This window comes from Marinomonas sp. A3A, from assembly GCF_018336955.1.
GTDB classification, from domain to species: Bacteria; Pseudomonadota; Gammaproteobacteria; order Pseudomonadales; family Marinomonadaceae; genus Marinomonas; species Marinomonas lutimaris.
This window is the reverse complement of sequence record NZ_CP025532.1, coordinates 59,970-84,128: the sequence shown is the minus strand read 5'-3', so window position 1 is coordinate 84,128 and position 24,159 is coordinate 59,970. Positions and strand designations below refer to the sequence as shown.

The following is a 24,159-nucleotide window of genomic DNA, read 5'->3' as shown; positions in this document are numbered from 1 at the left end:
TTACAAATTTATTAATTATTATGGCGGAATGTAATGGACGTTTCTTTTATCCTCGACTCACTGAATGACAAGCAGCGTGAAGCCGTCGCAGCGCCTTTGCAGAATAGCCTTGTTTTGGCTGGCGCTGGGTCAGGAAAAACCCGAGTCCTAGTGCACCGTATCGCATGGTTGATGCACGCTTACGAATTGTCGCCTTACAGCCTGATGGCAGTAACCTTTACCAATAAAGCGGCACGCGAGATGCAAGGCCGTATTGAACAGTTAGTGGGCGTTCCTCCACAAGGCATGTGGGTTGGTACCTTCCACGGTTTAGCGCATAGGCTTTTACGTGCTCATTGGCGTGATGCGGGACTAAAAGAAAACTTCCAGATTCTGGACAGCGATGATCAGCTACGATTAATCAAACGTATTATGCGCGAGCTGAATATTGACGACACTCGCTGGCCGCCAAAACAAGTGTCTTGGTTTATCAACGCGCAAAAAGACGAAGGTCGCCGTGCGGCCCATGTACCAGACAGTCACGATCCTTTCTCCAAAGGCATGCGTGAGCTGTATTACCACTATGAAGAAGCCTGCGAACGCGGAGGTTTACTTGATTTCGGCGAATTGCTATTGCGCGCTCATGAACTGATGCTGAGTACGCCAGCTTTGTTGCGTCATTATCAAGATCGATTCCGCCATGTGCTGGTGGACGAGTTTCAAGATACCAACACTATTCAATATGCTTGGTTACGAATCATGGTGGGCAGCGAAGGCACAATTACCGCTGTCGGTGATGATGATCAATCGATTTACGGTTGGCGTGGCGCGAAAATTGAAAACATCCAAAACTTCACCAAAGATTTTAAAGATGTTGGCACTATTCGTTTGGAGCAAAACTACCGTTCAACCGGTCATATCCTGAATGCGGCCAATGGCTTGATCAAACACAACGATGATCGTTTGGGCAAAGAGCTTTGGACCGACAGCGGCGAAGGCGATCCAATCTCGCTGTATGCAGGCTTTAACGAACAAGACGAAGCGCGTTTTATCATTGGTATTATCAAGCAATGGCGAGACAAGGGAACTTCTCTGACGGACATGGCGATTCTTTATCGCTCTAATGCTCAGTCTCGTGTTATCGAGGAATGCTTAGTTAGGGAACAGATAGCTTATCGAATTTATGGTGGACACAGATTTTACGACCGCCTTGAAATCAAAAATGCCTTGGCTTACGCCCGTTTGGCTCTCGATCCGAATGATGATGGCGCGATGGAGCGAGTTATCAACGTACCGCCTCGTGGTATTGGCGAACGTAGCATCGGAACGCTGCGTGAAATTGCTCGTGATAATGGGTGCTCTATGTGGCAAGCCGCGCAAGAAGTAGTACGACAGTCATTAATGGCAGGTCGCGCGACTAATGCAATCAAGGCGTTTTTGCATCTTATTGAAGGCTTGAGTACCACTGTTCAACAACCTGATTTGAACTTGAACGATATTTTCGAACAGATCATCGAAGAAGCGGGTTTGATCCCTTTCCATGAAAAAGAGAAAGGCGAAAAGGGCGAAGCGCGCATTGAAAACTTAAAAGAGTTGGTGGGAGCGGCTGGTGGATTCAGCTGGAGCGATGAGGACGAAGAGTTTAGCTCTCCGCTGATGGCGTTCTTGGACAAGGCTGTATTAGACGCTGGCGATGCGCAAGCGGATGAATACCAAGACGCGGTGCAATTGATGACATTGCACTCGGCGAAAGGCCTAGAATTCCCATTGGTGTTCTTAACCGGCGTGGAAGAAAACATCTTTCCAAGCAAAATGTCTTTCGAAGAGCCGGGTCGACTCGCTGAAGAGCGTCGCCTTTGCTACGTGGGTATTACTCGAGCAATGGAAAAGCTTTACATCACATACGCTGAATCTCGTCGTTTGTTTGGTAGCGAATCGTTTAACAGTCCATCTCGCTTTATCAAAGAGTTGCCACCGGAATGCTTGGAAGAAGTACGTCTTCGCTCACAAGTAAGCCGTCCTGTGTCTTTGCAGCGCCCTGATTACAACTTTGAAAAGAACAAACTGCAAAACAGCAGTGTGTTGAATAATTACAAAGCGCCAGAAGTCAGCGTGAACATGGGGGATCGAGTGAATCATCCTGTGTTTGGTGAAGGCTTGGTGATCAACTACGAAGGCCAAGGCCCACAAGCACGAGTACAGGTCAACTTCGATGATGAAGGTACCAAGTGGCTGGTGTTGTCATTCGCTAAATTGGAAGTTTTGTAATTTATTGGACTATAACTTATTGATTTTTAAGTGTTGTCATATTGGTGTCACTGTAATGTCGTCACGGATGAGTGTTTGTTTCAGTAGGCTGAATGAAAACAGCAAGTAAGGATTATTAGGATGATCGTAAAAAAACTTAGACTCCAAAAAGGTTGGTCTCAAGAGCAACTTTCTCAACTGAGTGGATTAAGTATCAGAACGATTCAGCGTATTGAGAAAGGTCAACAGCCTGGGTTGGAATCATTGAAATCTTTAGCAGCTGTTTTTGAACTCTCTATTACAGACCTGCAAGGAGACACTGATATGACAACTCATGATATGGAAGAAAAATCGGCTTATGCCGTTAGCTCAGAAGAACAATTAGCTTTTTATCGCGTGCGCAAAATCAGAGGCTTTTACGCTCATCTTATGCAGTATTGTGTAATCATTCCGGTGTTATTCGGTATTAACCTGTTTACTAACCCTTCTTATATTTGGGCATTTTGGCCGATGTTAGGCTGGGGAATAGGCTTGGTTTTTCATGCTTTAAGAGTCTTTAACATCATTAAGCTGTTTGGTCCTGAATGGGAAAAGAAACAAGTGGAAAAACAGCTAGGACGAAAGCTCTAGGTGATAAAAGCTTTTGTTCTTTATTTTATTGTGCCCATCAATGCTTCTGCGTATTGAATGTTGATGGCACTGTGAGTTCAAAAATAAACGATAAAACAACAGTGCTGAATAGCTACAAGGTCCAAGAAGTCATCGCAAACCTGGGTGATTGAGTAAATCATCCGGTGTTTTGTGATCAACTACGAAGGCTAAGGCTCCGAATGGTTGGTGTTGTTGTTTGCTAAACTGGAAGTGCTTTAACTTTTTGGTAAAAGGACGCTGAGTCTTATTCCTTTGCGCCTGCTTCGCAAGCTCAGCGCGTCAGCAGGAATTAGACTCAGCTTACCTTTGTAGTATTGTTTTATGTGTTTTCATTTCTTTCTACGTTCCCCACCTATTTCACCATTATTAAGCGGTCTAACAGCGTAAATGTTTTTAATTGCAGCAAATTTTTTCAATTGGCTGTAAACTGTTTAGAGTTGTAATGATTCAGTTGAAAAGGAGTGGGGCATGGCGATTCGTGTTGGTTTGATTGGTTTTGGTTTGTCTGGGCGGGTGTTTCACGCGCCTTTTGTGATGAATGATCCTGGCATGGAAATGGCGTATGTTTGCAGCTCGAAAGCAGATGAGGTTAGGGCGGTTCTGCCTGATGTGTCGGTGGTGTCGTCTGCTGAATCTGTGTTTGCGGCGCCGGATGTGGATTTGGTGGTGATTACGACGCCGAATGCGTTGCATTTTGATCAGGCAAAGCTGGCGTTGGAAAACGGTAAACATGTGTTGTTGGAAAAACCTTCTGTCACCCGTTTATCTCAGATAGAGGCTTTGTGTGCCTTGGCGAAGCAAAAAGGTTTGGTGTTTTGTGTTTATCAGAATCGTCGTTTTGATGGCGATTTTTTGCGTCTTAAAACATTAATTGAAAGCGGTGAGTTGGGTGAGTTGAAGCATTTGGATTCTCGCTTTGATCGTTTTCGTCCTACCGCGCAAGCCCGTTGGCGCGAAGAGCCGGGTGTTGGTACGGGGATTTTTTGGGATTTAGGGCCACATATTTTAGATCAGGCTCTGAGTATATTTGGGCCTCCTAAGTGGTTGCATGCGAGTATCGATAAGTTACGCGACGGTAGTCAAACCCATGACTGGTTTGAAGTGGAGTTTGGTTACGACGATAAACGCGTGCGTTTAGCATCGACGCCGTTTGAAGCCGGTGAAATGCGCCGCTTTAATGCAAGATTTACTAAAGGTAGCTGGCAGTGTGTGGGTTTAGATCCTCAAGAAGAAGCGTTGCGAGCTGGGCAAATGCCATGGCAGGATGAGTTTCCTTCGAAAGCCGCCCAGCAAAAAATCACTCGTTTTGTCGCGCATTCTCAAGATGATATTGAAAGCATTCAAGAGGCTGCAACACAAGGCGATTATGCGGCGTTTTATGCGCAATTACGCGATGCGATTCTGGGTAAAGGTGAGGCTCCGGTTGCGATGGAGCAGGCTTGTCAGTTGATTTATTTGATCTGTTTGGCGGAACAATCGGCAGAAAGTGGTCAGCGTATGTCTTGGGGATATACGCCAAACTTATCCGTGAAGTGAATTAGTCGTAAGAAATCGTAAAAAAGAGTTGAGCAAGATTCCTACAATTCTTATCATCTTTTGCCCTTTTCATGTTTCTTGCATATTAAGGGCAATTTTCTGTCTGATTTATTATAAAAATACAGAAATTGGCGACATTTAGCGGATGTTTTAATGGTGCCTATTTTCATATCACAGATAGATTCTATTGAGACTCACGGGTTTTGATAGTAATCAAGTAACTGGCTCTCTGAGGGAAAATGATGCGTAATTTAATGGTATTAGGCAAATTGGCGTTTGCCAGTTTGTTTGCTTTGTCTTTGGTCGCTTGTGGCGGATCAGATAAAGCGGAAGAAACGGCAAAAGTAGAAAAGAAAGTAGAAACAATTCACTGGAAAATGGTCACGACTTGGCCAAAAAACTTTCCTGGCTTGGGCACAAGTGCTGAAGAGTTAGCGAAGAATATTACTAAAATGTCTAACGGTCGTTTGGATGTAAAAGTCTACGCCGCTGGCGAGTTGGTTCCTGCACTAGAAGTGTTTGATGCTGTGTCTCGTGGTACGGCAGAAATGGGTCATAGCACGGCCTATTATTGGAAAGGTAAGGCTCCTGCGGTACAGTTTTTCTCATCAGTGCCTTTTGGTATGACGGCACAAGAATTCAATGCTTGGCTTGAATACGGTGGTGGCTTAAAACTGTGGGAAGAAGTCTACGCACCCTTTAATATTATTCCAATGGCCGTGGGTAATACTGGTGCGCAAATGGGCGGTTGGTTTAATAAAGAAATCAATTCTCTAGCGGATTTCCAAGGCCTAAAAATGCGTATGCCTGGTTTAGGTGGTGAGGTACTGAAAAAAGTAGGTGCTGTTACTATTAACCTTCCCGGTAGCGAAATATTTACGGCATTACAAACTGGAACCATTGATGCAACGGAATGGGTAGGTCCTTACAATGACCTAGCGTTTGGTTTGTACAAAGCGGCGAAATACTACTATTACCCAGGTTGGCAAGAGCCAGGCTCTGCTGTTGAAGCGCTGATTAATAAAGATGCGTTTAATAAGCTACCTGAAGATCTACAAGAGATTGTTCGTTCTGCTGCACAACAAGCCAATTTGGGTATGTTAAGTGAGTTCACTGCTCGAAATGACGCGGCGTTAACCACTTTAGTTAACGATCACAATGTCATTTTGAAAAAATTCCCTAAAGATCTTTTGGAAGCCTTGCGTGTTGCGTCTGATGAAACACTAAAAGAAGTGGCTGCTAATGATCCAATGAGCCAAAAAGTCTATGACTCTTTCACTAGCTTCTTGAGCTCTGTTAGTCAGTGGCATGATATTTCTGAGCGTGCGTTTATTAACGCTCGTGCGACAGATTAATACGTCATTTTTTTATGGCATAAAAAACTAGCTATACGAATAAGCCCTGCTGTCGATTGATAACAGGGCTTATTTTATCGTTTTGGCTTCACTCACTATTATTGACAGAGTGTTAGGTAAAGCGATGATTATCAATGCAATTCGTCTCTTAATGGATAAAGTGAATGAACAAAATAAAAATATGGGCAAAAGTGGCTTTTGTCGGTTTAATTACTACGGCTTTAGTAGCCTGTGGTGGGTCTGAAGAAAAAGAAACCACAAAGACTGAGCAAAAAATCGATGTTATTCATTGGAAAATGGTGACAACTTGGCCAAAAAACGCCCCAGGAATGGGAACGGGTGCAGAAGCACTTGCGAATAATATTAAAGAGATGTCCAACGGTCGTTTGGATATTAAAGTCTATGCTGCAGGCGAACTTGTTCCAGCATTAGAAGTATTTGATGCTGTATCTCGTGGTACCGCGCAAATGGGCCATGGCACTGCTTATTACTGGAAAGGAAAAGTGCCAGCAGCGCAGTTTTTCTCTACGGTTCCTTTTGGCTTTACTGCACAAGAATTCAACGCGTGGATTGCCTACGGCGGTGGCTTACAGTTATGGGAAGAGATCTATGCGCCATTTAACTTAATCCCAATGGTAGCTGGTAACGCTGGCGTACAAATGGGCGGTTGGTTCAATAAAGAGATCAATTCATTAGCTGACTTCCAAGGCTTGAAAATGCGCATGCCTGGATTAGGTGGAGAAGTACTGAAAAAAGTCGGTGCATCACCAATTAATTTGCCGGGTAGTGAAGTGTTCAATGCTCTTCAAACAGGCACGATTGATGCGACGGAATGGGTTGGGCCTTATAACGATCTGGCATTTGGTTTATATAAAGCCGCGAAATATTATTATTACCCAGGCTGGCATGAGCCAGGTTCTGCGGTTGAAGTTATCTTTAACAAAGAGGCTTTTGAAGCTCTACCTAAAGACCTACAAGCGATTGCCCGAGCTGCGGTAAAACAAGCCAATTTAGACATGATTAATGAGTTTACCGCGCGTAATAACGCCGCGCTTCACACCTTGGTAAATGAGCATAATGTAATTCTTAAACCTTTCCCTCGCGACTTGTTGGAGGCACTTAAGAAAGCCTCTCACGAGACATTAGACGAAGTGGCTGCGGGTGACCCTGAGAGTAAAAAAGTCTATGAGTCGTTCAAGAACTTTTTAGCTCCAGTAAGTGAATGGCATGATGTTTCTGAACGTGCTTATATTAATGCGCGAGCAGACGATTAATTTTTTAAAAGCCTGTTGTTGATTGCTGGTTAATATCAGTAAAAGCTTCGTTATCTATGATAACGGAGCTTTTTTATTTATAGGACTTACTTATTCGACTGATAAATACTGTCTAAAAATAAAACCAAAAAAACCTTGAGCCTTAATATTACAATTCATACTATTAAAAACACTTAGCAAATAAGCTATGACTATAGAGTTGGTTGGTCGACTCGCCTTTGCTTTGTTCGTAGCATCAAGCAAAGCTTTTATAAAAATAAAGTAATTTAGTCTCTTAGGGATAATTAATGAAAATAATAAAAATGTGGGGAAAACTGGCGTTGGTTGGTTTGACAGCGGCAAGCTTGGTGGCTTGTGGTGGATCAGAAGAAAAAGAAACGGCTAAGGTTGAAAAAACGGCGGATGTTATTCATTGGAAAATGGTCACCACTTGGCCGAAAAATTTCCCCGGTTTAGGCACAGCGGCAGAACATTTAGCGGAAAATATTACCGCAATGTCGAATGGGCGCTTAGTGGTAAAAGTATACGCTGCAGGCGAGCTAGTACCCGCGTTGGAAGTGTTTGATGCAGTATCACGTGGCACTGCTCAAGTGGGTCATGGTGGTGCTTTCTACTGGAAAGGCAAAGCGCCAGCGGCTCAGTTTTTCTCCGCCGTACCGTTTGGCTTTACTGCACAAGAAATGAACTCATGGCTCCACTATGGTGGCGGCCTGAAATTGTGGGAAGAAACCTATGCGCCTTTTAACCTTATCCCGATGGCAGCAGGTAATACCGGGGTACAGATGGGAGGTTGGTTCAACAAAGAGATCAATTCTCTTGCTGACTTCCAAGGCTTGAAAATGCGTCTTCCTGGCTTAGGTGGCGAAGTATTAAAAAAGGTAGGTGGCACACCAGTTAACTTGCCAGGGAGTGAGATCTTCACTGCACTGCAAACCGGCACCATTGATGCGACAGAATGGGTTGGCCCATACAATGACCTAGCGTTTGGTCTGTACAAAGCGGCCAAATTCTACTACTACCCAGGTTGGCATGAGCCAGGTTCAACCATGGAAGCGATCTACAATAAAGAAGCGTTTGAAGCCTTACCAAACGATCTTCAACTGATTGTTCGAGCGGCGACTCGCCAAGTGAATGCCGATATGCTGGATGAGTTTACCGCGCGTAACAACGCCGCGTTAGAAACGCTAGTGAATGAGCATCACGTGGTTTTAAAACCATTTCCAAAAGAAGTGTTAGTGGCATTGAAAAAAGCCTCGGCTGAGACACTAGATGAAGTGGCAGAGGCAGATCCAATGAGCCAAAAAGTCTACAACTCATTCAAAGAGTTCAACAGTAAAGTCAGAGCATGGCACGAAGTGTCTGAGCGGGCTTTTATTAATGCTCGTGAGCTTGAGTAAACTAAACTTTTGTAACTGAGTGGAATAAAACAAAAAAGCCTTCATGGTCAGATTGATCATGAAGGCTTTTTGCTAAGACGAGTTAGTTTATGGCATTTATTTCTTCAGTGCTTTTAGTATTCTCGGAGCTGTCAGTGCCGCCACTGTTGCGAAAGCCAAGACATAAGTCATGGTGCCATTTAGTAAGATAGACCAATCACCGCCACTGATAGACAGTGCTCGACGTAAGTTCTCTTCTAATACTTCCCCTAATACCAAACCTAAAATAACCGGTGCGAGAGAGAAACCTAATTTGCGCAAGATAAAGGCAAAAATACCTAATACAATCATGAAGAATAAGTCGAATGTATCACCGTGAATAGAGTAGATGCCGACGAATGTCAGCATCACAATGATAGGCACGAGGTAAGACTGCTTAATAGACAGCAGTCTAACAAATAAGCCAATCAGCGGTAAGTTCATCACTAACAAGGCAATATTACCAATGAACATAGAAGCAATCAGACCCCAAGCAATATTAGGTTGTTGTTCAAACAATAGCGGCCCAGGTGTGATGTTAAACATTAATAGCGCACCCAATAGGATGGCCGTTGTGCCGCTGCCCGGAATCCCTAAGGTCAACATTGGCACCATAGAACCTGCAGCAGACGCATTGTTGGCGGCTTCTGGTGCAGCAAGGCCGCGAATATCTCCATCGCCAAAATGCTCGTTTTTTCCTTCTGCAAAACGCTTTTCAGTACCGTAGGCAACGGCACTGGCAATCGAAGCCCCTGTTCCTGGTAACACCCCGATCAAGAAACCAGATAGCGTAGAGCGCAAAATCACCCATTTTACAGCCATGATGTCTGAGAAACTAATGAAGCTTTTGCCTACTGGTGTGAGTTTCAAGTCATTTCGAGCCCAGCTTTCTAGCAGGATGAGTACTTCACTGATGGCAAACATTCCGATTACAACAACCAGAAAATCCACGCCGTCGAATAAATTTGGAATGCCCATGGTGAAACGCAAAATACCAGTACCTGAGTCAATACCAACCGTCGCGAATAATAGACCAATTACCACGCCAACGACGGTTTTTATTGGGCGTTTACCCACCATAGTTGCCAAGCAGGTGAAGGCGAAAATCATCAACCAAACGTATTCAGAAGGGCCAAATTGAATTGCTAATTTACTAAGTAATGGCGCAAAAATCACCATTAACAGTAAGGCTCCCATGCTGCCAAAGAAAGAGGATACAGCAGATAAAGCAAGTGCTCGACCGCCTTCGCCACGTTTGGCCATAGGGTAACCATCTAAGGTTGTCATTATTGCGCCAGCGTCACCTGGGACGTTAAGCAAAATACTGGAAATCCGGCCGCCATATTCTGCGCCGTAATAAACACCCGCCAATAGAATCAAGGCAGACTCTGGCGGTAAGCCGACGGAATAAGCTAATGGCAATAAAATAGCCACGCCATTGATTGGACCAATACCAGGCAATGAACCAATTAATGTGCCGATAAAGCATCCAGCTAACACTAAACCTAAATTAAGCGGTGTTAGGGCGACAGAGAAGCCAATCGATAAATAATGTAAAACGTCCATCATAAGTCTCCGAGAAGTAGGCCGGTTGGGACATTAAGCTCCATTAAATCTGCTAATAAGAAATAGCTGATTAAGCTTAGGACGAGGGCATACAAGAAGGCTTTAAGAGGTTTTTCGCCAAATAACCAGCTGAAAATAGCCCCCACTGTGGTTGTTGCAATAATAAAGCCCGCTTCTTCAAATAGGGCGGCATACAACACCATTATCACCAGACCAATGATGATCTTTGTTAGAATCTCTTTGGTCGGATGCCAAGAGTTTTTGTCGGGTTTTACTATCATCCAAATGCAACATGCAGCTAAAACAATAGATAAGATAATAGGGAAGGCTTTTGGCCCTAATGGTTCATACTGAAACGGGACATCGAAATGGAAAGCTGTCCAGGCGATAAGCCCGGACAGTACCAATAATGTGCCCGCAAAAATGCGGTCATATAACATGTTATTGCCTCAATTTACGACTCATTAATGGGCTACTTAATTAAGCCAGCTTCTTGTGCCAAGCCGCGCATAAAGGCAACACGCTCTTTAATGTAGCTGTCTAAAGCCTCGCCAGACATGGTGAATGGCACAAGGTTTTGATCGACAACTACTTTTTCAAAAGCAGGGCTTTTATAGGCTTTTTGAAATTGATCAGCCCAGTAGTTATAGGCTTCGTCTGAAACCTTAGGCCCTAAATAGTAACCGCGAAGAATGGTCCATTCTGCGTCGTAACCTTGTTCAATTGCTGTTGGGTAATTGGAGAATTCGCCTTTCAAACGCTCAGGAGACATGATGCCAAGTACTTTCACTTTGCCAGATTCAACTAGGCCTTTCATTTCGCCCACATCACCTGGGTACACTTTAATGTGTCCACCAAGTAGTGCAGCTAAAGCTTCACCGCCGCCTTCATAGGCAACGTAGCGCATTTTCTTCGGGTCAACGCCAGAAGACTTCATTAGGATTGCTGCTTTCATCCAGTCTTGGCTACCAACACCACCGCCAGCACCTAGTACAAATTTGCTTGGGTCTTTTTTGATATCGTCGACCAATTCACCCAAAGTGTTCCATGGCGCATCAGCTCGAACCATGATCGCACCATAGTCGACACCTGCAGTGCCAACCCAGCGAGCATTGTTTTCGTCTAATCCTTTACCGAATTTGCCCTGAGCTAGGTTCAACAATGAACCAGAGCTAAAAGCGACTAATTTGTTTGGATCGTCTGGTGTCGTGGAATTGATGTAATTATAAGCTACTGCACCAACACCGCCCGGCATAAAGGTAACGGCCATTGGGATCTTAGTGATATCAGCTTTGGCAAAACCAGTTGATAAAATACGGCAGGTTAAATCGAAACCTCCACCTGGTTTAGCAGGGGCGATACAGCTTGGTTTGGAAGGTTCAAAGGCGCTGACGTTTAGCGCAGCAGTAAGACCACCAACAAGTAACAATGAGGCAAGATTGGATTTCATTTTTTATTCTCCAAATTTCTTTTTGTTTTATTTTGCTGTACAAGGTTGCACAGGAGCAGGCAAAGTTACTCCTTTAAACTGACACTAACCTGACAAGAAAAAGATATAGGGTTCCGTCATGCGTATGTTATTGATTGAAGACAATGAGAGTTTGGCCGACTCGATTCGTGTGTATTTTAGGAACTTAGGTCACCCTATTGATTGGATCGGTTCAGTTGAAAAAGCCGAAGCCAGTCTATCTTTTGATGATTTCGATTTATTGATTTTAGATATCAACTTGCCCGGCAAGAGTGGCTTTCAGTTATTGCAGAGTCTACGTAGTCAAGGCAATCGTATTCCTGTTTTGGTGCTAACCGCTCGAACTGAGGTTGATGACAGAGTCAGTTCATTAGACTTTGGTGCCGATGATTATTTAGCAAAGCCCTTTGACTTTCGTGAGTTGGCGGCTCGTTGTCGTGCGCTTTACCGTCGAGAGAGAGGGGGGGCTAGTAATGAAATACAATGTGGTAATTTGGTTTATGATTTGGCTGCTCACTCCGCCAAAGTGAATGGTGTAACCTTAGATTTGCGACCAAGAGAGCTGCAATTATTAGAGCTTTTTCTGAAAAATCTAGATCGTGTACTCACCAAAGATGACATCTCCAATCGTCTCTACAATTACGATGAAGCCTATACTCCCAATGCCATTGAACAAACTCTGACACGCTTAAGAAAGCAGTTAGACGGCTCGACTTTAATCATTAAAACTATTCGTGGTTTAGGGTATTTGGCCCATGTCGATGACTGAGAAAAGCTATTCAATCCGCACGCGAATGTTAGGCCGTTCAGCTTTGTTATTGCTGTCTATTTTTCTTATTTTGAGTCTTGGTGTTTGGCATTATGCTCGCCAGTCAGCCAATTATTCCTATGATCGACTACTCAACAGCGCTAGCTTGTCCATCATGGAAGGCTTACACGTTTACGGTAAACAAGTGGATCTAGATTTACCTTACGCCGCGTTTGAAATGATGCAACTTGCTGATGAGGACAAGGTGTTCTATCAGGCTTTAGGTACCCAAGGTGAGCTGATTACTGGCTATCCTGACATGCCTTTGCCAGCAAAAGTTAATGTAGAGTCAGCTATCAGTTTTTATAATGCACATTATTTATCTGAAGAAGTTAGGGTTGTAATTCGCCACAAAAGGCTATCAGAACCGGCTGTATCAGGTTGGGTAACCGTGGTGTTGGCGCAAACGCTTAGAGCGCGCCATAAGATGATGAATGACATTTTATACCGAAGTTTTGCGGTACTCTTTGGTATTATGGCCTGTGTGATGATTGTCTTGTGGGTAGCGATTAATCGTGCGCTTGAACCTCTGAGCTTGATTTCAAAAAGTCTCGCGTCACATTCATTGGTATCGGCTGAACCAGTTCAAGCAACGCCTATTCAAGAAGTCTCGCCGTTAGTTAGTGCGATCAATGATTACCAAGCGCAATTATTATCTAACCTCGCCGTAATGAAGCGTTTTATCGCCGATGCCAGTCATCAAATTCGTACTGCACAAAGCGCTACTCAAGCTCAATTAGACATTGCCAGCCAAAGCCAAAACCTAGCCGATTTACCTGAGCATTTACGTAAAATTCGCACAGAACATGAGCGTTTGACCCGTTTGACCAACCAGCTGCTCACTCACGCCATGGTTGTTCATCGTGGCGATACTGCGGTCACCGAGCAAATGGATATCGAAGGTGTTATGAAGCAACTATTAACAGAATGCGTGCGAGACAATGCTCATCGCCCGATAGATTTTTCTTACCAATGCGAGCAGGCATTGCCTATGTTTATGGGCGATTCTATTAGTTTACGAGAAGCCGTACGCAACCTTTTGGATAACGCGGTTTATTACGGTCCAGAGCAGAACCAAATTGAGATTTGCCTACAAGCGGATTCCACTGGTATTGATATTATTATTGACGATGCAGGTTCTGGTATTTCTATTGAATTGAGAGAGAAAGCCTTAGAGCGTTTTCAGCGTTTGGAAAATGGACTCAGTGGCTCAGGTCTTGGCTTATCGATTGTGACCAGTGTAGTAGAAGCGCATGGAGGTGATTTTTTCTTAGAAGACAGTCCATTAGGTGGACTTCGAGCAAGGATACATTTGCCAAAAGAGGAGGGATTATGTTGAAGCGAATGAGCTTTTTATCGATCATCGTGATCATGATGACGGGCAGGCTTATTGCTGAAAGTCCCATATTACCAACCGAACTGGAAGCAGACAGATTAACCATATACAGTGCAACAGATTTAGAAGCTATCTCCCCTGTATTAGAGGCTTTTAAAGCACAAAACCCAAATATAAAACTCGAATATCGTGAGTTTAATACTCAAGAATTAGATCGTGCCATCAGGGCCAAATCTCTAGAAGATCAGCCTGATGTGGTGATTAGCTCTGCCATGGATCTACAAGTCCGATTGATCAATGATGGTTATGCGCAGCCAGTATTAGGTGAAGCCATTACAGACTTACCTGGCTGGGCTAATTGGCGTAATGAAGTGATTGGATTTACCTATGAGCCAATCGTCTTTGTTTACAACAAGCTGGCTTTTAAGGATAAAGCGGTTCCTCTTACCCATGAATCATTGGCAAGCACCATGCGTATTGAAGATGGCTTTTTCGTCCATAGAGTTGGCTCTTATGATGCACGTCGTTCTGGCATTGGCTATTTGGTTGCAACGCAAGATGAAGTCACATCAAGCATTAGTGGCCGTTTACAAGAAAGCTTGGGGCGTGCTCGTACTAAGGTTTATGGCCAAACAGCGAGCTTATTAGATGATATTGCCTCTGGCAAGCTGATCTTTGGCTACAACCTTTTAGGGTCGTACTCATTTGCCCGTGAGAAACGAGACAACCGTATTGGTGTAGTGATTCCTCAGGACTATGCTTTAGTAGTGAGTCGTGCTGCGTTTATTTCCAAACAAGCTAAGCATGTTTCCAATGCCCAGCGCTTTGTGAATTTCTTGATATCTAAGGAAGGGCAGGGTGTGATTGCAGAGAAAAGTGAGCTGGTGGCTTTATTTCCAGATATTGATGGTTTGGTGTCCCAGCAAAATGTACAAGATCAGACGATTAATTTTCATCCCATTCCGTTAGGGCCAGCCTTGATGGTGTATCTCGATGATTCAAAGCGCCGACGTTTCATTAAAGCGTGGGAGAGTGCGTTGTTGTCAATTAAAAGCGAATAAAAAAATAGGTAAAGGAATATAAAAAACAGCCCTTTTTTCCAAGAAGGGCTGTTTCGTTTATAGCATATTTATCGAACAAGGATTAGTCGTTCATGCTGCCTAATTCAAGCAGTGTTGCGTTGCCACCGATCGCTGTTGTGTTGTTAGACACAGTGCGTTCAGTGACAAAGCGCAGAACGTAATGCGGCTTTGCAATGACACTTAGGTTTTCTGCATCAGTTTCTTCAACCAATTGGCAGATTAGGCCGCTTTTCGCTGCAAGACGTTGGCTTAGCAGTTGCGCTTGCATAGGGTCGCAAAGTGTTGCAATACCAGCAAGGTGGTTGGCTTCGATCAAAGAATCTTGAGCCGATTCTGCAATGTTCTGCACGACACCTTCAGCCACGAATGGAGAAATCATATCCATGATTTCTTGACCCGTTGGGCCAACAGTAATGACTGGGTTACCCGCAATAAGTGCAGCAAATACTTGACCGACTAAACCTATTTTTGCTTTATCGCCTTCGATAAAAGACATGCAAAGAAACACGCCACGGCCTTGGTTAGATAGCTCGTTACGTTCGCCTGTTGGCCCAGGCATTACACGTGTTTCTGCAATAGATTGCTTGGCGTTATCGATCTGCCAAGCGGCCATTTTTCTTTGTTCGTTAGGAAAAGCGTTAAGGGCTTTCTGCAGTTTTTCTGCACGACCGTTTACGCCAAGCTTGTCCCATGCTTCGAAGACTTTCTGAGCGACCTGAATTTGGATAGGTTGTACGATTGTCATAGTAATGTCTCCCCTTAAAGGTCTTGCTCAATGGCGAAGCGTTGAAGGTAATGTGGACCGCCAGCTTTTGGTCCTGTGCCTGATAAACCTTGTCCGCCGAAAGGCTGAACACCAACTACCGCACCGACTTGGTCGCGGTTAATGTAAAGGTTACCAACACGAGCGCGGCTAGCAATGCGTGCACAGGTGGTTTCGTTGCGGCTGTGAACGCCCATAGTCAAACCAAAGCCTGAGTTATTGATGGTGTCGATGATCTTATCCAAATCACGTGCTTTGTAGCGTACAACGTGAAGGATAGGGCCAAATTTCTCATCTGTTAACTGATCAATACTGGCAATTTCAAACGCCGTTGGCGCAACGAAAGTACCGTTTTTAGCAAAGTCTGGAAGCTCGGTTTGGGCAATCAATTTGCTTTCTGCTTTCATGTATTCGATATGATCTAGCAGCATTTTCTGTGCTTTTTTATCGATAACTGGACCCACATCCGTGCTGTGTAGGTAAGGCAAGCCAACGCTTTGTTCCGCCATGGCACCTTTGATCATCGGAATAACACGATCGGCGATGTCAGCTTGTACGAACAATACGCGTAATGCAGAACAACGCTGTCCAGCAGACGCAAACGCCGAGCGTACGGCATCGCGAACTACTTGCTCAGGCAAAGAGGTTGAATCAACCAACATGGCATTTTGACCACCAGTTTCCGCAATCACTGGTACTGGTGCAACGCCACGAGCCGCTAGAGTACGGTTGATCAATTGTGCTGTTCCAGTGGAACCTGTAAAGGCAAGACCCGCAATGCGTTTGTCGTTAGTAAGTGGGGCACCAACCGTTGCGCCATCGCCTGGTAATAGGTGAAGTACGTCAGTCGGCACGCCTGCTTGATGTAGCATTTCAATGGCACGGAAAGCGATTAAGCTGGTTTGCTCAGCCGGCTTCGCAACCACAGTGTTACCTACTACAAGAGCGGCAACCACTTGGCCTGTAAAGATTGCCAATGGGAAGTTCCATGGACTGATACAAGTGAACACGCCGCGGCCGTTTAGCTTGGCTTGTTTTTCTTGACCTAAGAAATCTGTGTAGCTGGTTGGATTGGCAAAATGGCTACGAGCTTGTTGAGCATAGTAGCGGCAGAAATCCACGGCTTCACGCACTTCGTCGATGCTGTCTTGAATGGTTTTACCGGCTTCACGGTGGCAAAGCGCCATCAATTCCGCGTAGTTTTCTTCCATCAAGTCAGCCATTTTATCTAGGCAATCTGCTCGTTCTGTCGCTGGACGCGCAGACCATGCAGGGAAGGCGGCTTCAGCAAGGTCAATTGCCTTGGTAACGGTCGCTGTGTCTGCCCAGTCAATTTGACCTGCAGTTTGGCTGTGGTCGTAAGGGCTTTCAATAGAATGCGTTTGACCTGTTGCTACTTTCTCGCCACCAACGATAGGAAAGGCGCGCCATTGGGTGTCTTGTCCCATGAAGGCATCGATTTTCGCTTTGAAAGGCGTCCACTCAGAATCAATCTCGATGTTCGGACCGAATGAGTTTTTACGGTCGTCAAATAAACCAGAAGGCAAGCTGATGTGTGGGTTTGCTAGTGTTTTACGACTTTCTAGCGTAGTAACGGGGTGACCAATCAACTCAGAAATCGGGTAGCTAGCGTCGATTAAACGGTGAACGAATGAGCTGTTTGCGCCGTTTTCTAGCAGACGACGAACCAAGTATGGAAGCAAGTCTTTATGGCTACCGACAGGTGCGTAAATACGCACGCAGATGTCGCTGTCTTTGATCAAGCGGTTGTAAAGTGCATCGCCCATACCGTGTAGACGTTGGAATTCAAATTCTTCTGTCGTTGCTCCTAACTGCTTAGCAATGCAGCTAATCGTCGCGATAGTGTGTGCGTTATGGCTCGCAAACTGAGGGAAGATATTCGCACGAGTGTGTTCGCTTAATAGGAAGTTTGCGCAAGCCAAGTAAGAAACGTCGGTAGATTCTTTGCGAGTGTAAACTGGGTAGCCATTGATGCCACGCTGTTGGCACATTTTGATTTCAGAATCCCAGTAAGCGCCTTTCACAAGACGCACAGGAATGCGATCGCCTTGTTCTTTAGATAGTGCTGCCAACCAAACTAAAACCGGTAGAGCGCGTTTTGAGTAAGCCTGAACCACAAGGCCAAATAAGCCCCAGCCTTTGGTGCACTCGTCGCGGAACAATTTTTCAAACAAATGCAAAGACAGTTCTAGACGATCTGCTTCTTCCGCATCAATGGTGATACCGACGTTCAACGAGCGAGCTTTGGTAATCAGACCTTTAACGCTTTCAAAAAGTTCTGTCATTACGCGTTCTTCACAACCCACTTCATAACGCGGGTGTAGCGCAGATAACTTGATAGAAATGGTTGGGCGATGTTTTTGACTGTAGGTGTCTTTGCCGACAGACTCAACCGCTTGCAGGTAAGACTTTAGGTATTTGTCAGCATCGGCAGCCGTTAGTGCCGCTTCACCCAACATGTCGAAAGAGTAAGTGTAACCTTTGTCACGGTAGCCTTTACCACGAGACAAGGCCTCTTCAATGCTGCGGCCTAGAACGAATTGATGTCCCATGATTTTCATGGCTTGGTTCATCGCTTTACGAATCACCGGCTCCGAAACACGGTTTACCATGCGGTTTACCAAGTTAGCTGGCGTTCCGTCTTTTTTCTCGTCCATGGTGACGATTTTACCCGTCAATAATAAGCCCCAAGTAGAAGCGTTAACGAAGAAAGAGTCAGAGTTTTTAGCGTGAGATGCCCAATCGGCAACGCTCAAACGGTCTTTGATGAAGGCGTCGGCAGTTTCTTTATCTGGCACACGCATTAGCGCTTCTGCCAAACACATCAGCAAAATGCCTTCTTTAGTGTCTAGGCTGTATTCCAATAGCAAAGCGTCAATCATTGACATGCTATCGTCGTCTTTGCGGACTTCGGCAATCAAGTTTGCAGCGGCATTGGTTTGGGTTTCTAGCTCACCTTCGGTAGGTTTGGCCAAAGGCAATAACTCATTTAACCACTTCTCTTCATCCATATTATAAAGAGGGGAAATAAGCTGCCACAATTCATTGAGTGGACGCTGAATGAAGTTAGGCTGTAACACCTCAATCGCTTTAAACATGGTTGGATTCTCCCGCGTTAACATAAAAAACCAAATGGTTTTTTATTAAGGCCGCATATTGTTATAGAGCAGTTAACACTATTTTGACTACTTTTCACTCTGCTTAATCAAAAAAATGCATGTCTGGATAATGCTGACACTTTAGTGACAGAAGGGATAAATTGTCTTTCGAAAAAATCGTTTTTTTTTATAAGAAAGTCCGACTTCACAATAATAAATTTGGCGCTGATTTATTATTGTGCAGAAGTTTTGAGGAATAGATTGAAATGCTTACAAATGGGGCAATTTTTGGTGTTTTAGGAACAAATAGAATTAGCGATTACCAAATTGCTTTTGGTATTTAAGCGGTGTAATACCGAGGGTTTGGGAGAAGACGTTGGTCATGGCGCTTTGGCTGGAGAAGCCACACATTTCGGCCACTTGAATAGGCGGGAAACCTTCTGCGAGTAAGCTTTGCGCGCGTTCTAAACGTTTACGCATTAGATATTGATGTGGTGTCATGCCAGTACGATCTTTAAAGCGCTCGTGAAACTGGCTGACACTTAAAAAGCAGAAGTTTGCCAACTGATCGATATGAACACGGCGAGATAAATTCAGTTCGATAAATTGGTCGAGCTTATCGATATCAAGATGGTTGCCACGGGAACGGACATCTTTATTGTTGATCTGATGGCGAATAGCGCTTAACAAGGTGTTGCCGCAAGCACGAGCAAGAATCATATCATTTGGGTATTGTTGTAATTCACCAGATAGAGCCGAAGCCAGTATTTGTAAACGAGGGTTAAGCTGAAAATACGCCGCTTGGTCAAACAAACGCGATACGACTTCGTATTCTTCGTCGGTAATGCCTTTTTGCGGCGGAATGGGCAGGTTGACCACCATGATGCGATTTTCACCCAGACCCGCAAATGCATGGCTATTTTCTGACGGAAGAATACAACCTTCGCCAGTATGCAATTGCTTGCCTTTGCCTTCTATATCGAAATCGGTATTGCCATCTAGCACAACCACCAGTTGATGGTAATCATGGTCGTGGGCGTCCGCTTCGGTAGGTAGGCTGAAAACATCGGAATCAGACTGAGTCAAAATGTGCCTTTTGAATAAACATAAGTGAGAAAGTATAGCGACCTTAAGGCGGCTTTAGTAGCGTATTTTTTTGAAGATATAGGATTTTACGGCATAAATGGGAGCTTGGAGTGCATATAGAGGCAGATTGAAGGGAAAAGAAACATGGTGCTTTACTTTTAAAAGAGCTTCTAAAAAGCTTTTAAAGCACCGTGTTTGAGCTGAATTTTTGATTTCTAGTTTATACGAATAACAAGGTTACCCAGAGCTCCAGATTTTAAGACATCTTCGTGCGCTTGAGCTAATTCGATAAGCGGGTAGCTATGACGAATGACTGGCTTGAGTACGCCTTTTTCAAACAAGGGACGTAAGGCTTTTGCAATCAATGCAAGCTCGTTTGGTTTGGTATTGGCTAATGCTACACCGACTACAGAAGCATCTCGAGCCATTAAGTCACGAGGATTAATTTCTATCGTGCCGCGGTTCCCCACGACTGCAACGCAACCACCAAAGGCTAAGGCTTTTAAGTCTTGATCCAAGTTGTGATTGGCAAGCATCTCGATAACGATATCAAAACCCGTCTCTAACGACTGATAAGGTGCAAGATGGTCTGCTTCATTGTGCATAATGATGTTAGTCACACCTTGCTGGCGTAATAAATCGGCTCCAGCTGCGGTGCCAGAACTGGCAACTACTTCCATTCCTGCTGCTAATGCTAATTGCACCGTGGCAATGCCGACTGCACCCGTTGCACCATGTACCAATACCTTGTCGCCAGCTTTGCCATTAGCTCGGCCAAATAAAGCTCGGTGAGCGGTTGTGTAAGGAATACCAACACAAGCACCTTCTTCGAAGGACAAAGCATCCGCCAGCGGATACGTGTGAGTCGCTGCACAAGCGGCGAACTCAGCAGAAGATCCGCTTAGATTACGACTAAAATAAACCCTTTGACCAATCTCGAAGCCAGTTACATTAGCACCTAGTTCAGCAATAGTCCCAGCGCCATCAGAACCTGGAGTATGAGGGAAATTGGCTGAATAATTATTGGTGCCTGAACGAATGTAAGTGTCCACTGGGTTCACGCCAGCAGCACCTACTTGAACCAAAATCTGGTCTGCAGTAATACTTGGCTTTTGAGCCTCAACCAGCGACAAATCGCTGGCTGGACCGTAGTCTCTCATTTGCATTGCTTTCATATTGAGGTCCTTAGTCTGCATAGACTTGTTCAGGTAGCCAAGTGGCTAGATCTGGCCAGATAGATAACATGATTAACACAGAAACCTGAATAAGAATAAAAGGTATTACGCCTTTATAAATAGACTGAGTTTTCAGTTCTGGAGGCGCTACGCCACGCAGGTAAAACAGCGCGAATCCGAATGGTGGTGTTAGGAATGATGTCTGTAAATTGATTGCCATCATAATGCCCAACCACACAGGATCTAACCCCATTGCTAACAATACAGGCGCAACAATTGGTACAACCACAAAGGTGATTTCAATGAAGTCTAGAATAAAGCCAAGGAAGAACATTAGCAGCATCACGACGATCATTGCGCCAACAACGCCGCCAGGAAGTTGCGAGAAGAAGTCTTGAATCAATTCTTCGCCACCAAAACCACGGAACACCAAAGAAAACAAAGAGGCGCCGATCAGGATCATGAACACCATGCAGGTGACTTTAGTCGTCGAATACACAGCGTCTTTTAAGGTTGGAAGGCTCAACTTACCACTTCCTAGCGCTAGCAGTGCTGCGCCAAGGGCCCCGACACCAGCGGCTTCAGTTGGTGTTGCAACCCCACTAAGAATCGATCCCAATACCGCGAAGATAAGCACTAAAGGCGGAACCAATCCTTTAAAAAGCTGAACGGCTAAGGATTCGTTTGAGCCATTACGTAATTCTTCACGAGGCACAGCTGGTGCTTTGTGCGGCTGTAACCAAGCCACCATGATGACGTAAAGGATATAAAGCCCAACCAAGATTAAGCCAGGAATCAACGCACCAACAAACAAATCTCCCACAGAGATGGTTTTAGGTGAAAAAATTCCCATTTCTAATTGTGCTTTTTGATAAGCATTGGACATCACATCGCCCAATAGAACCAAAGCGATAGAGGGTGGAATGATTTGTCCCAAGGTACCTGTCGCACAAATAGTACCGGCGGCCAATGCGGGATCGTAGCCACGACGCAACATGGTTGGTAACGAAATCATGCCCATGGTCACCACGGTGGCACCAACGATACCGGTACTTGCTGCTAACAACATACCTACCAAAATAACCGAAATGCCTAAACCACCACGCAGGGTGCCAAACAGCATGGCCATGGAGTCGAGTAGCTTTTCAGCCAGCTTGGATTTTTCGAGCAAAACGCCCATTAAGACAAATAGTGGCACCGCGATTAGTGTTTCATTGCCGACAATACCGAATAAACGATTTGGTAAGGCTTCTAAGAAAACACTATCAAAGGTGCCGAACATAGAGCCAACCGCTGCGAAAATCAGCGCGGTGCCGCCCAAAGAAAACGCCACAGGGTAACCAAACAGTAAGCAGACACAAACACCGGCAAACAGCCATAAAGGAATAAATTCAGCCATTAGTTTTGTCCTTTAGCCTGTCTATTAATGAGGGAGCGAGCCGCAGTCACAACGCCAATATTTTTCAAAATATCGGCTGCACCTTGAATGATCAGGCTAATCATCATGATGGGAATAAGCGTTTTTAGCAGATACACAAAAGGCAAGCCGCCAGGTTCAGGAGAGGTTTCTAATACTCGCCACGAAGCGCTCACGTAATCAAAGCTCAAATACGCGGTGTAAAGCGTGAATGGCAAAAGGAAGAAAAGACCGCCAATGATATTCACCCAGGCTTTTTTAGTGACAGAAAAATCACGATAAAAAACATCAACGCGAACATGTTCGTCGTCTTTAAAGGTGTACGCCGCCCCCAACATAAAGACCATGGCATGCATATAAAGCACAGACTCTTGCAGCGCGATTGCACCAATATCAAAGCCATAACGCAACAGCACGATGAGGCAGGTAAGCAGCATCATCGCTAACGTAAGCCAAGCAACGCATCGTCCCATGTAATGGGAAATCGCCTCAGCTGAACTGACCAGTTTGTTTAACATTAAAATACCCACAGTTTTTAATCATTTTTATCGGAAGTTTAGCGAGGCCACAGTGCCTATAAAATCCGGACGGTTAGTCTATTGGATAACATCACTCTTGGGAATATTACAGACGTCGTGAATGGTAAGTTAGAAGACATTTAACGGAAATTAGGTGGTTCTTTGATACAAAATTGATAAGAAATGCAATAAAAAAGAGCGGGTTGTTGTTTTTAATGCTATGTCGTTTTTCTATTCTTTTTGTAAGGACTCATAATTTATTTTTGAAATATTTCATTGTTTAACATTTCTGTCACATAACTCTCCTATAGTACAAAACATCGAACGAGCTATGGGCAGTCGCTCATAAATATTTGACTACAACCACTGAGGTTTATGTGATGAAAAAACTAGTTGCAGGTTTAGCGATGACAGCGGCAGTAGGCGTTTCTGTTAACGCTTTTGCAGATGTTGATTCAAATTTAATGTCTTACAGCAAAGCAAGTGGCGTTTCTGGCAATATTTCAAGTGTTGGCTCTGACACCCTAGCAAACTTGATGACCATGTGGGCAGAAGACTTCAAGCGTCTATACCCAAATGTAAACATTCAAATTCAAGCTGCTGGCTCTTCTACTGCGCCACCAGCACTAACTGAAGGTACATCAAACTTCGGTCCTATGTCTCGTACAATGAAAGACAAAGAAATCGCAGCGTTTGAGAAAAAATACGGCTACAAGCCAACTGCTATTCCAGTGGCTATCGATGCTCTAGCGGTTTTTGTACACAAAGATAACCCAATCAAAGGTTTGTCTCTTCCAGAAGTGGATGCAATCTTCTCTTCTACCCGTAAAGGTGGTCACAGCGAAGACATCACTAACTGGGGTAAAGCAGGCCTAGACGGCGCTTGGGCGAAACGTGACATTCAATTGTTTGGTCGTAACTCAGTATCTGGTACTTACGGCTACTTCAAAGAGCACGCCCTTTTCAAAGGTGACTACAAAAACAGTGTAAACGAGCAACCTGGTTCTGCGTCTGTTGTTCAGTCTGTATCAACTTCTCTTAACGGTATTGGTTACTCTGGCATCGGTTACAAAACGTCTTCTGTACGTGCTGTTCCTTTGACTAAGAAAGAAGGTGGTGAGTTTGTTGATGCAACGATTGAAAACGCAGCGACAGGTAAATACCCACTGTCTCGTTTCCTTTACGTTTACGTAAACAAAGCGCCTAATAAGCCGCTTGAACCACTACAACGTGAATTTGTTAAAATGGTACTTTCTAAAATGGGTCAAGAGGTTGTCGTAAAAGACGGTTATGTTCCTCTTCCAGCGAAAGTAGCGAGCAAGTACTTGAAAGATCTAGGTATTAACTAAGTAGTCTTGTAGCGA

General features: G+C 44.5%; 19 protein-coding genes. 10 read left to right on the top strand and 9 right to left on the bottom strand.

What is annotated here, in order from left to right:
- The first annotated feature begins 33 nt into the window (after positions 1-33).
- The 6 genes from uvrD (at position 34) to CYL31_RS00335 (ending at position 8,439) form a co-directional block, all read left to right on the top strand.
- Positions 34-2,247 (top strand): DNA helicase II, encoded by a 2,214-nt coding sequence (gene uvrD / locus CYL31_RS00360; RefSeq protein WP_212917037.1) that lies wholly within the window; start codon positions 34-36, stop codon positions 2,245-2,247.
- A 120-nt stretch (positions 2,248-2,367) separates the two neighbouring features.
- A complete protein-coding gene (locus tag CYL31_RS00355; RefSeq protein WP_212917036.1) occupies positions 2,368-2,856 on the top strand; it encodes a 2TM domain-containing protein in 489 nt (162 codons plus the stop codon).
- Positions 2,857-3,345: 489 nt separating this feature from the next.
- The gene (locus CYL31_RS00350; RefSeq protein WP_212917035.1) at positions 3,346-4,413 is read left to right on the top strand and encodes an oxidoreductase; all 1,068 of its coding nucleotides are present in this window, start codon (positions 3,346-3,348) and stop codon (positions 4,411-4,413) included.
- Positions 4,414-4,655: 242 nt separating this feature from the next.
- The gene (locus tag CYL31_RS00345; protein ID WP_212918806.1) at positions 4,656-5,768 is read left to right on the top strand and encodes a TRAP transporter substrate-binding protein; all 1,113 of its coding nucleotides are present in this window, start codon (positions 4,656-4,658) and stop codon (positions 5,766-5,768) included.
- A gap of 164 nt (positions 5,769-5,932) precedes the next feature.
- A complete protein-coding gene (locus CYL31_RS00340; protein ID WP_212917034.1) occupies positions 5,933-7,042 on the top strand; it encodes a TRAP transporter substrate-binding protein in 1,110 nt (369 codons plus the stop codon).
- 287 nt (positions 7,043-7,329) lie between these two features.
- Positions 7,330-8,439, top strand: coding sequence for a TRAP transporter substrate-binding protein (locus CYL31_RS00335; RefSeq protein ID WP_212917033.1), 1,110 nt, complete (start codon positions 7,330-7,332; stop codon positions 8,437-8,439).
- A gap of 96 nt (positions 8,440-8,535) precedes the next feature.
- On the opposite strand, the gene CYL31_RS00330 is transcribed toward CYL31_RS00335, so the two are convergent.
- Genes CYL31_RS00330 through CYL31_RS00320 form a run of 3 tightly spaced genes read right to left on the bottom strand, consistent with a single transcriptional unit; the run spans position 8,536 to position 11,473 of the window.
- Positions 8,536-10,023 carry a tripartite tricarboxylate transporter permease gene (locus CYL31_RS00330; RefSeq protein ID WP_212918805.1) on the bottom strand — a complete coding sequence of 496 codons (1,488 nt, stop codon included), beginning with the start codon at positions 10,021-10,023 and terminating at the stop codon, positions 8,536-8,538.
- Entirely contained in the window at positions 10,023-10,463 is a 441-nt protein-coding gene (locus CYL31_RS00325; protein ID WP_212917032.1) for a tripartite tricarboxylate transporter TctB family protein, read from the bottom strand. Before CYL31_RS00325 ends, CYL31_RS00330 begins: the two co-directional genes overlap by 1 nt.
- 32 nt (positions 10,464-10,495) lie before the next feature.
- On the bottom strand, positions 10,496-11,473 hold the full coding sequence (locus tag CYL31_RS00320) for a Bug family tripartite tricarboxylate transporter substrate binding protein (protein WP_212917031.1): 978 nt from the start codon (positions 11,471-11,473) through the stop codon (positions 10,496-10,498).
- A gap of 118 nt (positions 11,474-11,591) precedes the next feature.
- Here CYL31_RS00320 and CYL31_RS00315 point away from each other — a divergent pair, with 118 nt between their 5' ends.
- The 3 genes from CYL31_RS00315 to CYL31_RS00305 are packed head-to-tail and all read left to right on the top strand — an operon-like array spanning position 11,592 to position 14,696.
- The gene (locus CYL31_RS00315) at positions 11,592-12,260 is read left to right on the top strand and encodes a response regulator transcription factor (RefSeq protein ID WP_100636249.1); all 669 of its coding nucleotides are present in this window, start codon (positions 11,592-11,594) and stop codon (positions 12,258-12,260) included.
- Positions 12,247-13,638, top strand: coding sequence for a sensor histidine kinase (locus CYL31_RS00310; protein WP_100636250.1), 1,392 nt, complete (start codon positions 12,247-12,249; stop codon positions 13,636-13,638). Before CYL31_RS00315 ends, CYL31_RS00310 begins: the two co-directional genes overlap by 14 nt.
- Positions 13,632-14,696, top strand: coding sequence for an ABC transporter substrate-binding protein (locus CYL31_RS00305; RefSeq protein ID WP_249411648.1), 1,065 nt, complete (start codon positions 13,632-13,634; stop codon positions 14,694-14,696). The genes CYL31_RS00310 and CYL31_RS00305 overlap by 7 nt, the downstream gene beginning before the upstream one ends.
- A gap of 82 nt (positions 14,697-14,778) precedes the next feature.
- Here the strand turns inward: CYL31_RS00305 and CYL31_RS00300 are convergent, their stop codons facing one another.
- The 6 genes from CYL31_RS00300 to CYL31_RS00275 all read right to left on the bottom strand — a co-directional run bounded on the left by CYL31_RS00300 (position 14,779) and on the right by CYL31_RS00275 (position 22,795).
- A complete protein-coding gene (locus tag CYL31_RS00300) occupies positions 14,779-15,462 on the bottom strand; it encodes a 1-pyrroline-5-carboxylate dehydrogenase (protein WP_212917030.1) in 684 nt (227 codons plus the stop codon).
- A gap of 14 nt (positions 15,463-15,476) precedes the next feature.
- Entirely contained in the window at positions 15,477-18,599 is a 3,123-nt protein-coding gene (gene putA, locus CYL31_RS00295) for a bifunctional proline dehydrogenase/L-glutamate gamma-semialdehyde dehydrogenase PutA (RefSeq protein WP_212917029.1), read from the bottom strand.
- Positions 18,600-18,911: 312 nt separating this feature from the next.
- A complete protein-coding gene (locus CYL31_RS00290) occupies positions 18,912-19,685 on the bottom strand; it encodes a helix-turn-helix domain-containing protein (RefSeq protein ID WP_100187258.1) in 774 nt (257 codons plus the stop codon).
- Between the two features lie 215 nt (positions 19,686-19,900).
- Complete coding sequence (locus tag CYL31_RS00285; protein WP_212917028.1) at positions 19,901-20,860, bottom strand: NADPH:quinone reductase; 960 nt, start codon at positions 20,858-20,860, stop codon at positions 19,901-19,903.
- Positions 20,861-20,870: 10 nt separating this feature from the next.
- Positions 20,871-22,259 (bottom strand): TRAP transporter large permease, encoded by a 1,389-nt coding sequence (locus CYL31_RS00280; protein ID WP_212917027.1) that lies wholly within the window; start codon positions 22,257-22,259, stop codon positions 20,871-20,873.
- Positions 22,259-22,795: a TRAP transporter small permease subunit gene (locus tag CYL31_RS00275; protein ID WP_212917026.1), complete on the bottom strand. Its 537-nt coding sequence runs from the start codon at positions 22,793-22,795 to the stop codon at positions 22,259-22,261. The genes CYL31_RS00280 and CYL31_RS00275 overlap by 1 nt, the downstream gene beginning before the upstream one ends.
- 380 nt (positions 22,796-23,175) lie before the next feature.
- Here CYL31_RS00275 and CYL31_RS00270 point away from each other — a divergent pair, with 380 nt between their 5' ends.
- On the top strand, positions 23,176-24,144 hold the full coding sequence (locus CYL31_RS00270) for a PstS family phosphate ABC transporter substrate-binding protein (protein WP_212917025.1): 969 nt from the start codon (positions 23,176-23,178) through the stop codon (positions 24,142-24,144).
- Positions 24,145-24,159 lie beyond the last annotated feature (15 nt).

Excerpts from the sequence above, each read along its gene's own strand:
- uvrD (WP_212917037.1), top strand. The coding sequence starts at position 34 with ATGGACGTTTCTTTTATCCTCGACTCACTGAATGACAAGCAGCGTGAA.
- CYL31_RS00355 (WP_212917036.1), top strand. The coding sequence starts at position 2,368 with ATGATCGTAAAAAAACTTAGACTCCAAAAAGGTTGGTCTCAAGAGCAA.
- CYL31_RS00350 (WP_212917035.1), top strand. The coding sequence starts at position 3,346 with ATGGCGATTCGTGTTGGTTTGATTGGTTTTGGTTTGTCTGGGCGGGTG.
- CYL31_RS00345 (WP_212918806.1), top strand. The coding sequence starts at position 4,656 with ATGCGTAATTTAATGGTATTAGGCAAATTGGCGTTTGCCAGTTTGTTT.
- CYL31_RS00340 (WP_212917034.1), top strand. The coding sequence starts at position 5,933 with ATGAACAAAATAAAAATATGGGCAAAAGTGGCTTTTGTCGGTTTAATT.
- CYL31_RS00335 (WP_212917033.1), top strand. The coding sequence starts at position 7,330 with ATGAAAATAATAAAAATGTGGGGAAAACTGGCGTTGGTTGGTTTGACA.
- CYL31_RS00330 (WP_212918805.1), bottom strand. The coding sequence starts at position 10,023 with ATGGACGTTTTACATTATTTATCGATTGGCTTCTCTGTCGCCCTAACA.
- CYL31_RS00325 (WP_212917032.1), bottom strand. The coding sequence starts at position 10,463 with ATGTTATATGACCGCATTTTTGCGGGCACATTATTGGTACTGTCCGGG.
- CYL31_RS00320 (WP_212917031.1), bottom strand. The coding sequence starts at position 11,473 with ATGAAATCCAATCTTGCCTCATTGTTACTTGTTGGTGGTCTTACTGCT.
- CYL31_RS00315 (WP_100636249.1), top strand. The coding sequence starts at position 11,592 with ATGCGTATGTTATTGATTGAAGACAATGAGAGTTTGGCCGACTCGATT.
- CYL31_RS00310 (WP_100636250.1), top strand. The coding sequence starts at position 12,247 with ATGTCGATGACTGAGAAAAGCTATTCAATCCGCACGCGAATGTTAGGC.
- CYL31_RS00305 (WP_249411648.1), top strand. The coding sequence starts at position 13,632 with ATGTTGAAGCGAATGAGCTTTTTATCGATCATCGTGATCATGATGACG.
- CYL31_RS00300 (WP_212917030.1), bottom strand. The coding sequence starts at position 15,462 with ATGACAATCGTACAACCTATCCAAATTCAGGTCGCTCAGAAAGTCTTC.
- putA (WP_212917029.1), bottom strand. The coding sequence starts at position 18,599 with ATGTTTAAAGCGATTGAGGTGTTACAGCCTAACTTCATTCAGCGTCCA.
- CYL31_RS00285 (WP_212917028.1), bottom strand. The coding sequence starts at position 20,860 with ATGAAAGCAATGCAAATGAGAGACTACGGTCCAGCCAGCGATTTGTCG.
- CYL31_RS00280 (WP_212917027.1), bottom strand. The coding sequence starts at position 22,259 with ATGGCTGAATTTATTCCTTTATGGCTGTTTGCCGGTGTTTGTGTCTGC.
- CYL31_RS00275 (WP_212917026.1), bottom strand. The coding sequence starts at position 22,795 with ATGTTAAACAAACTGGTCAGTTCAGCTGAGGCGATTTCCCATTACATG.
- CYL31_RS00270 (WP_212917025.1), top strand. The coding sequence starts at position 23,176 with ATGAAAAAACTAGTTGCAGGTTTAGCGATGACAGCGGCAGTAGGCGTT.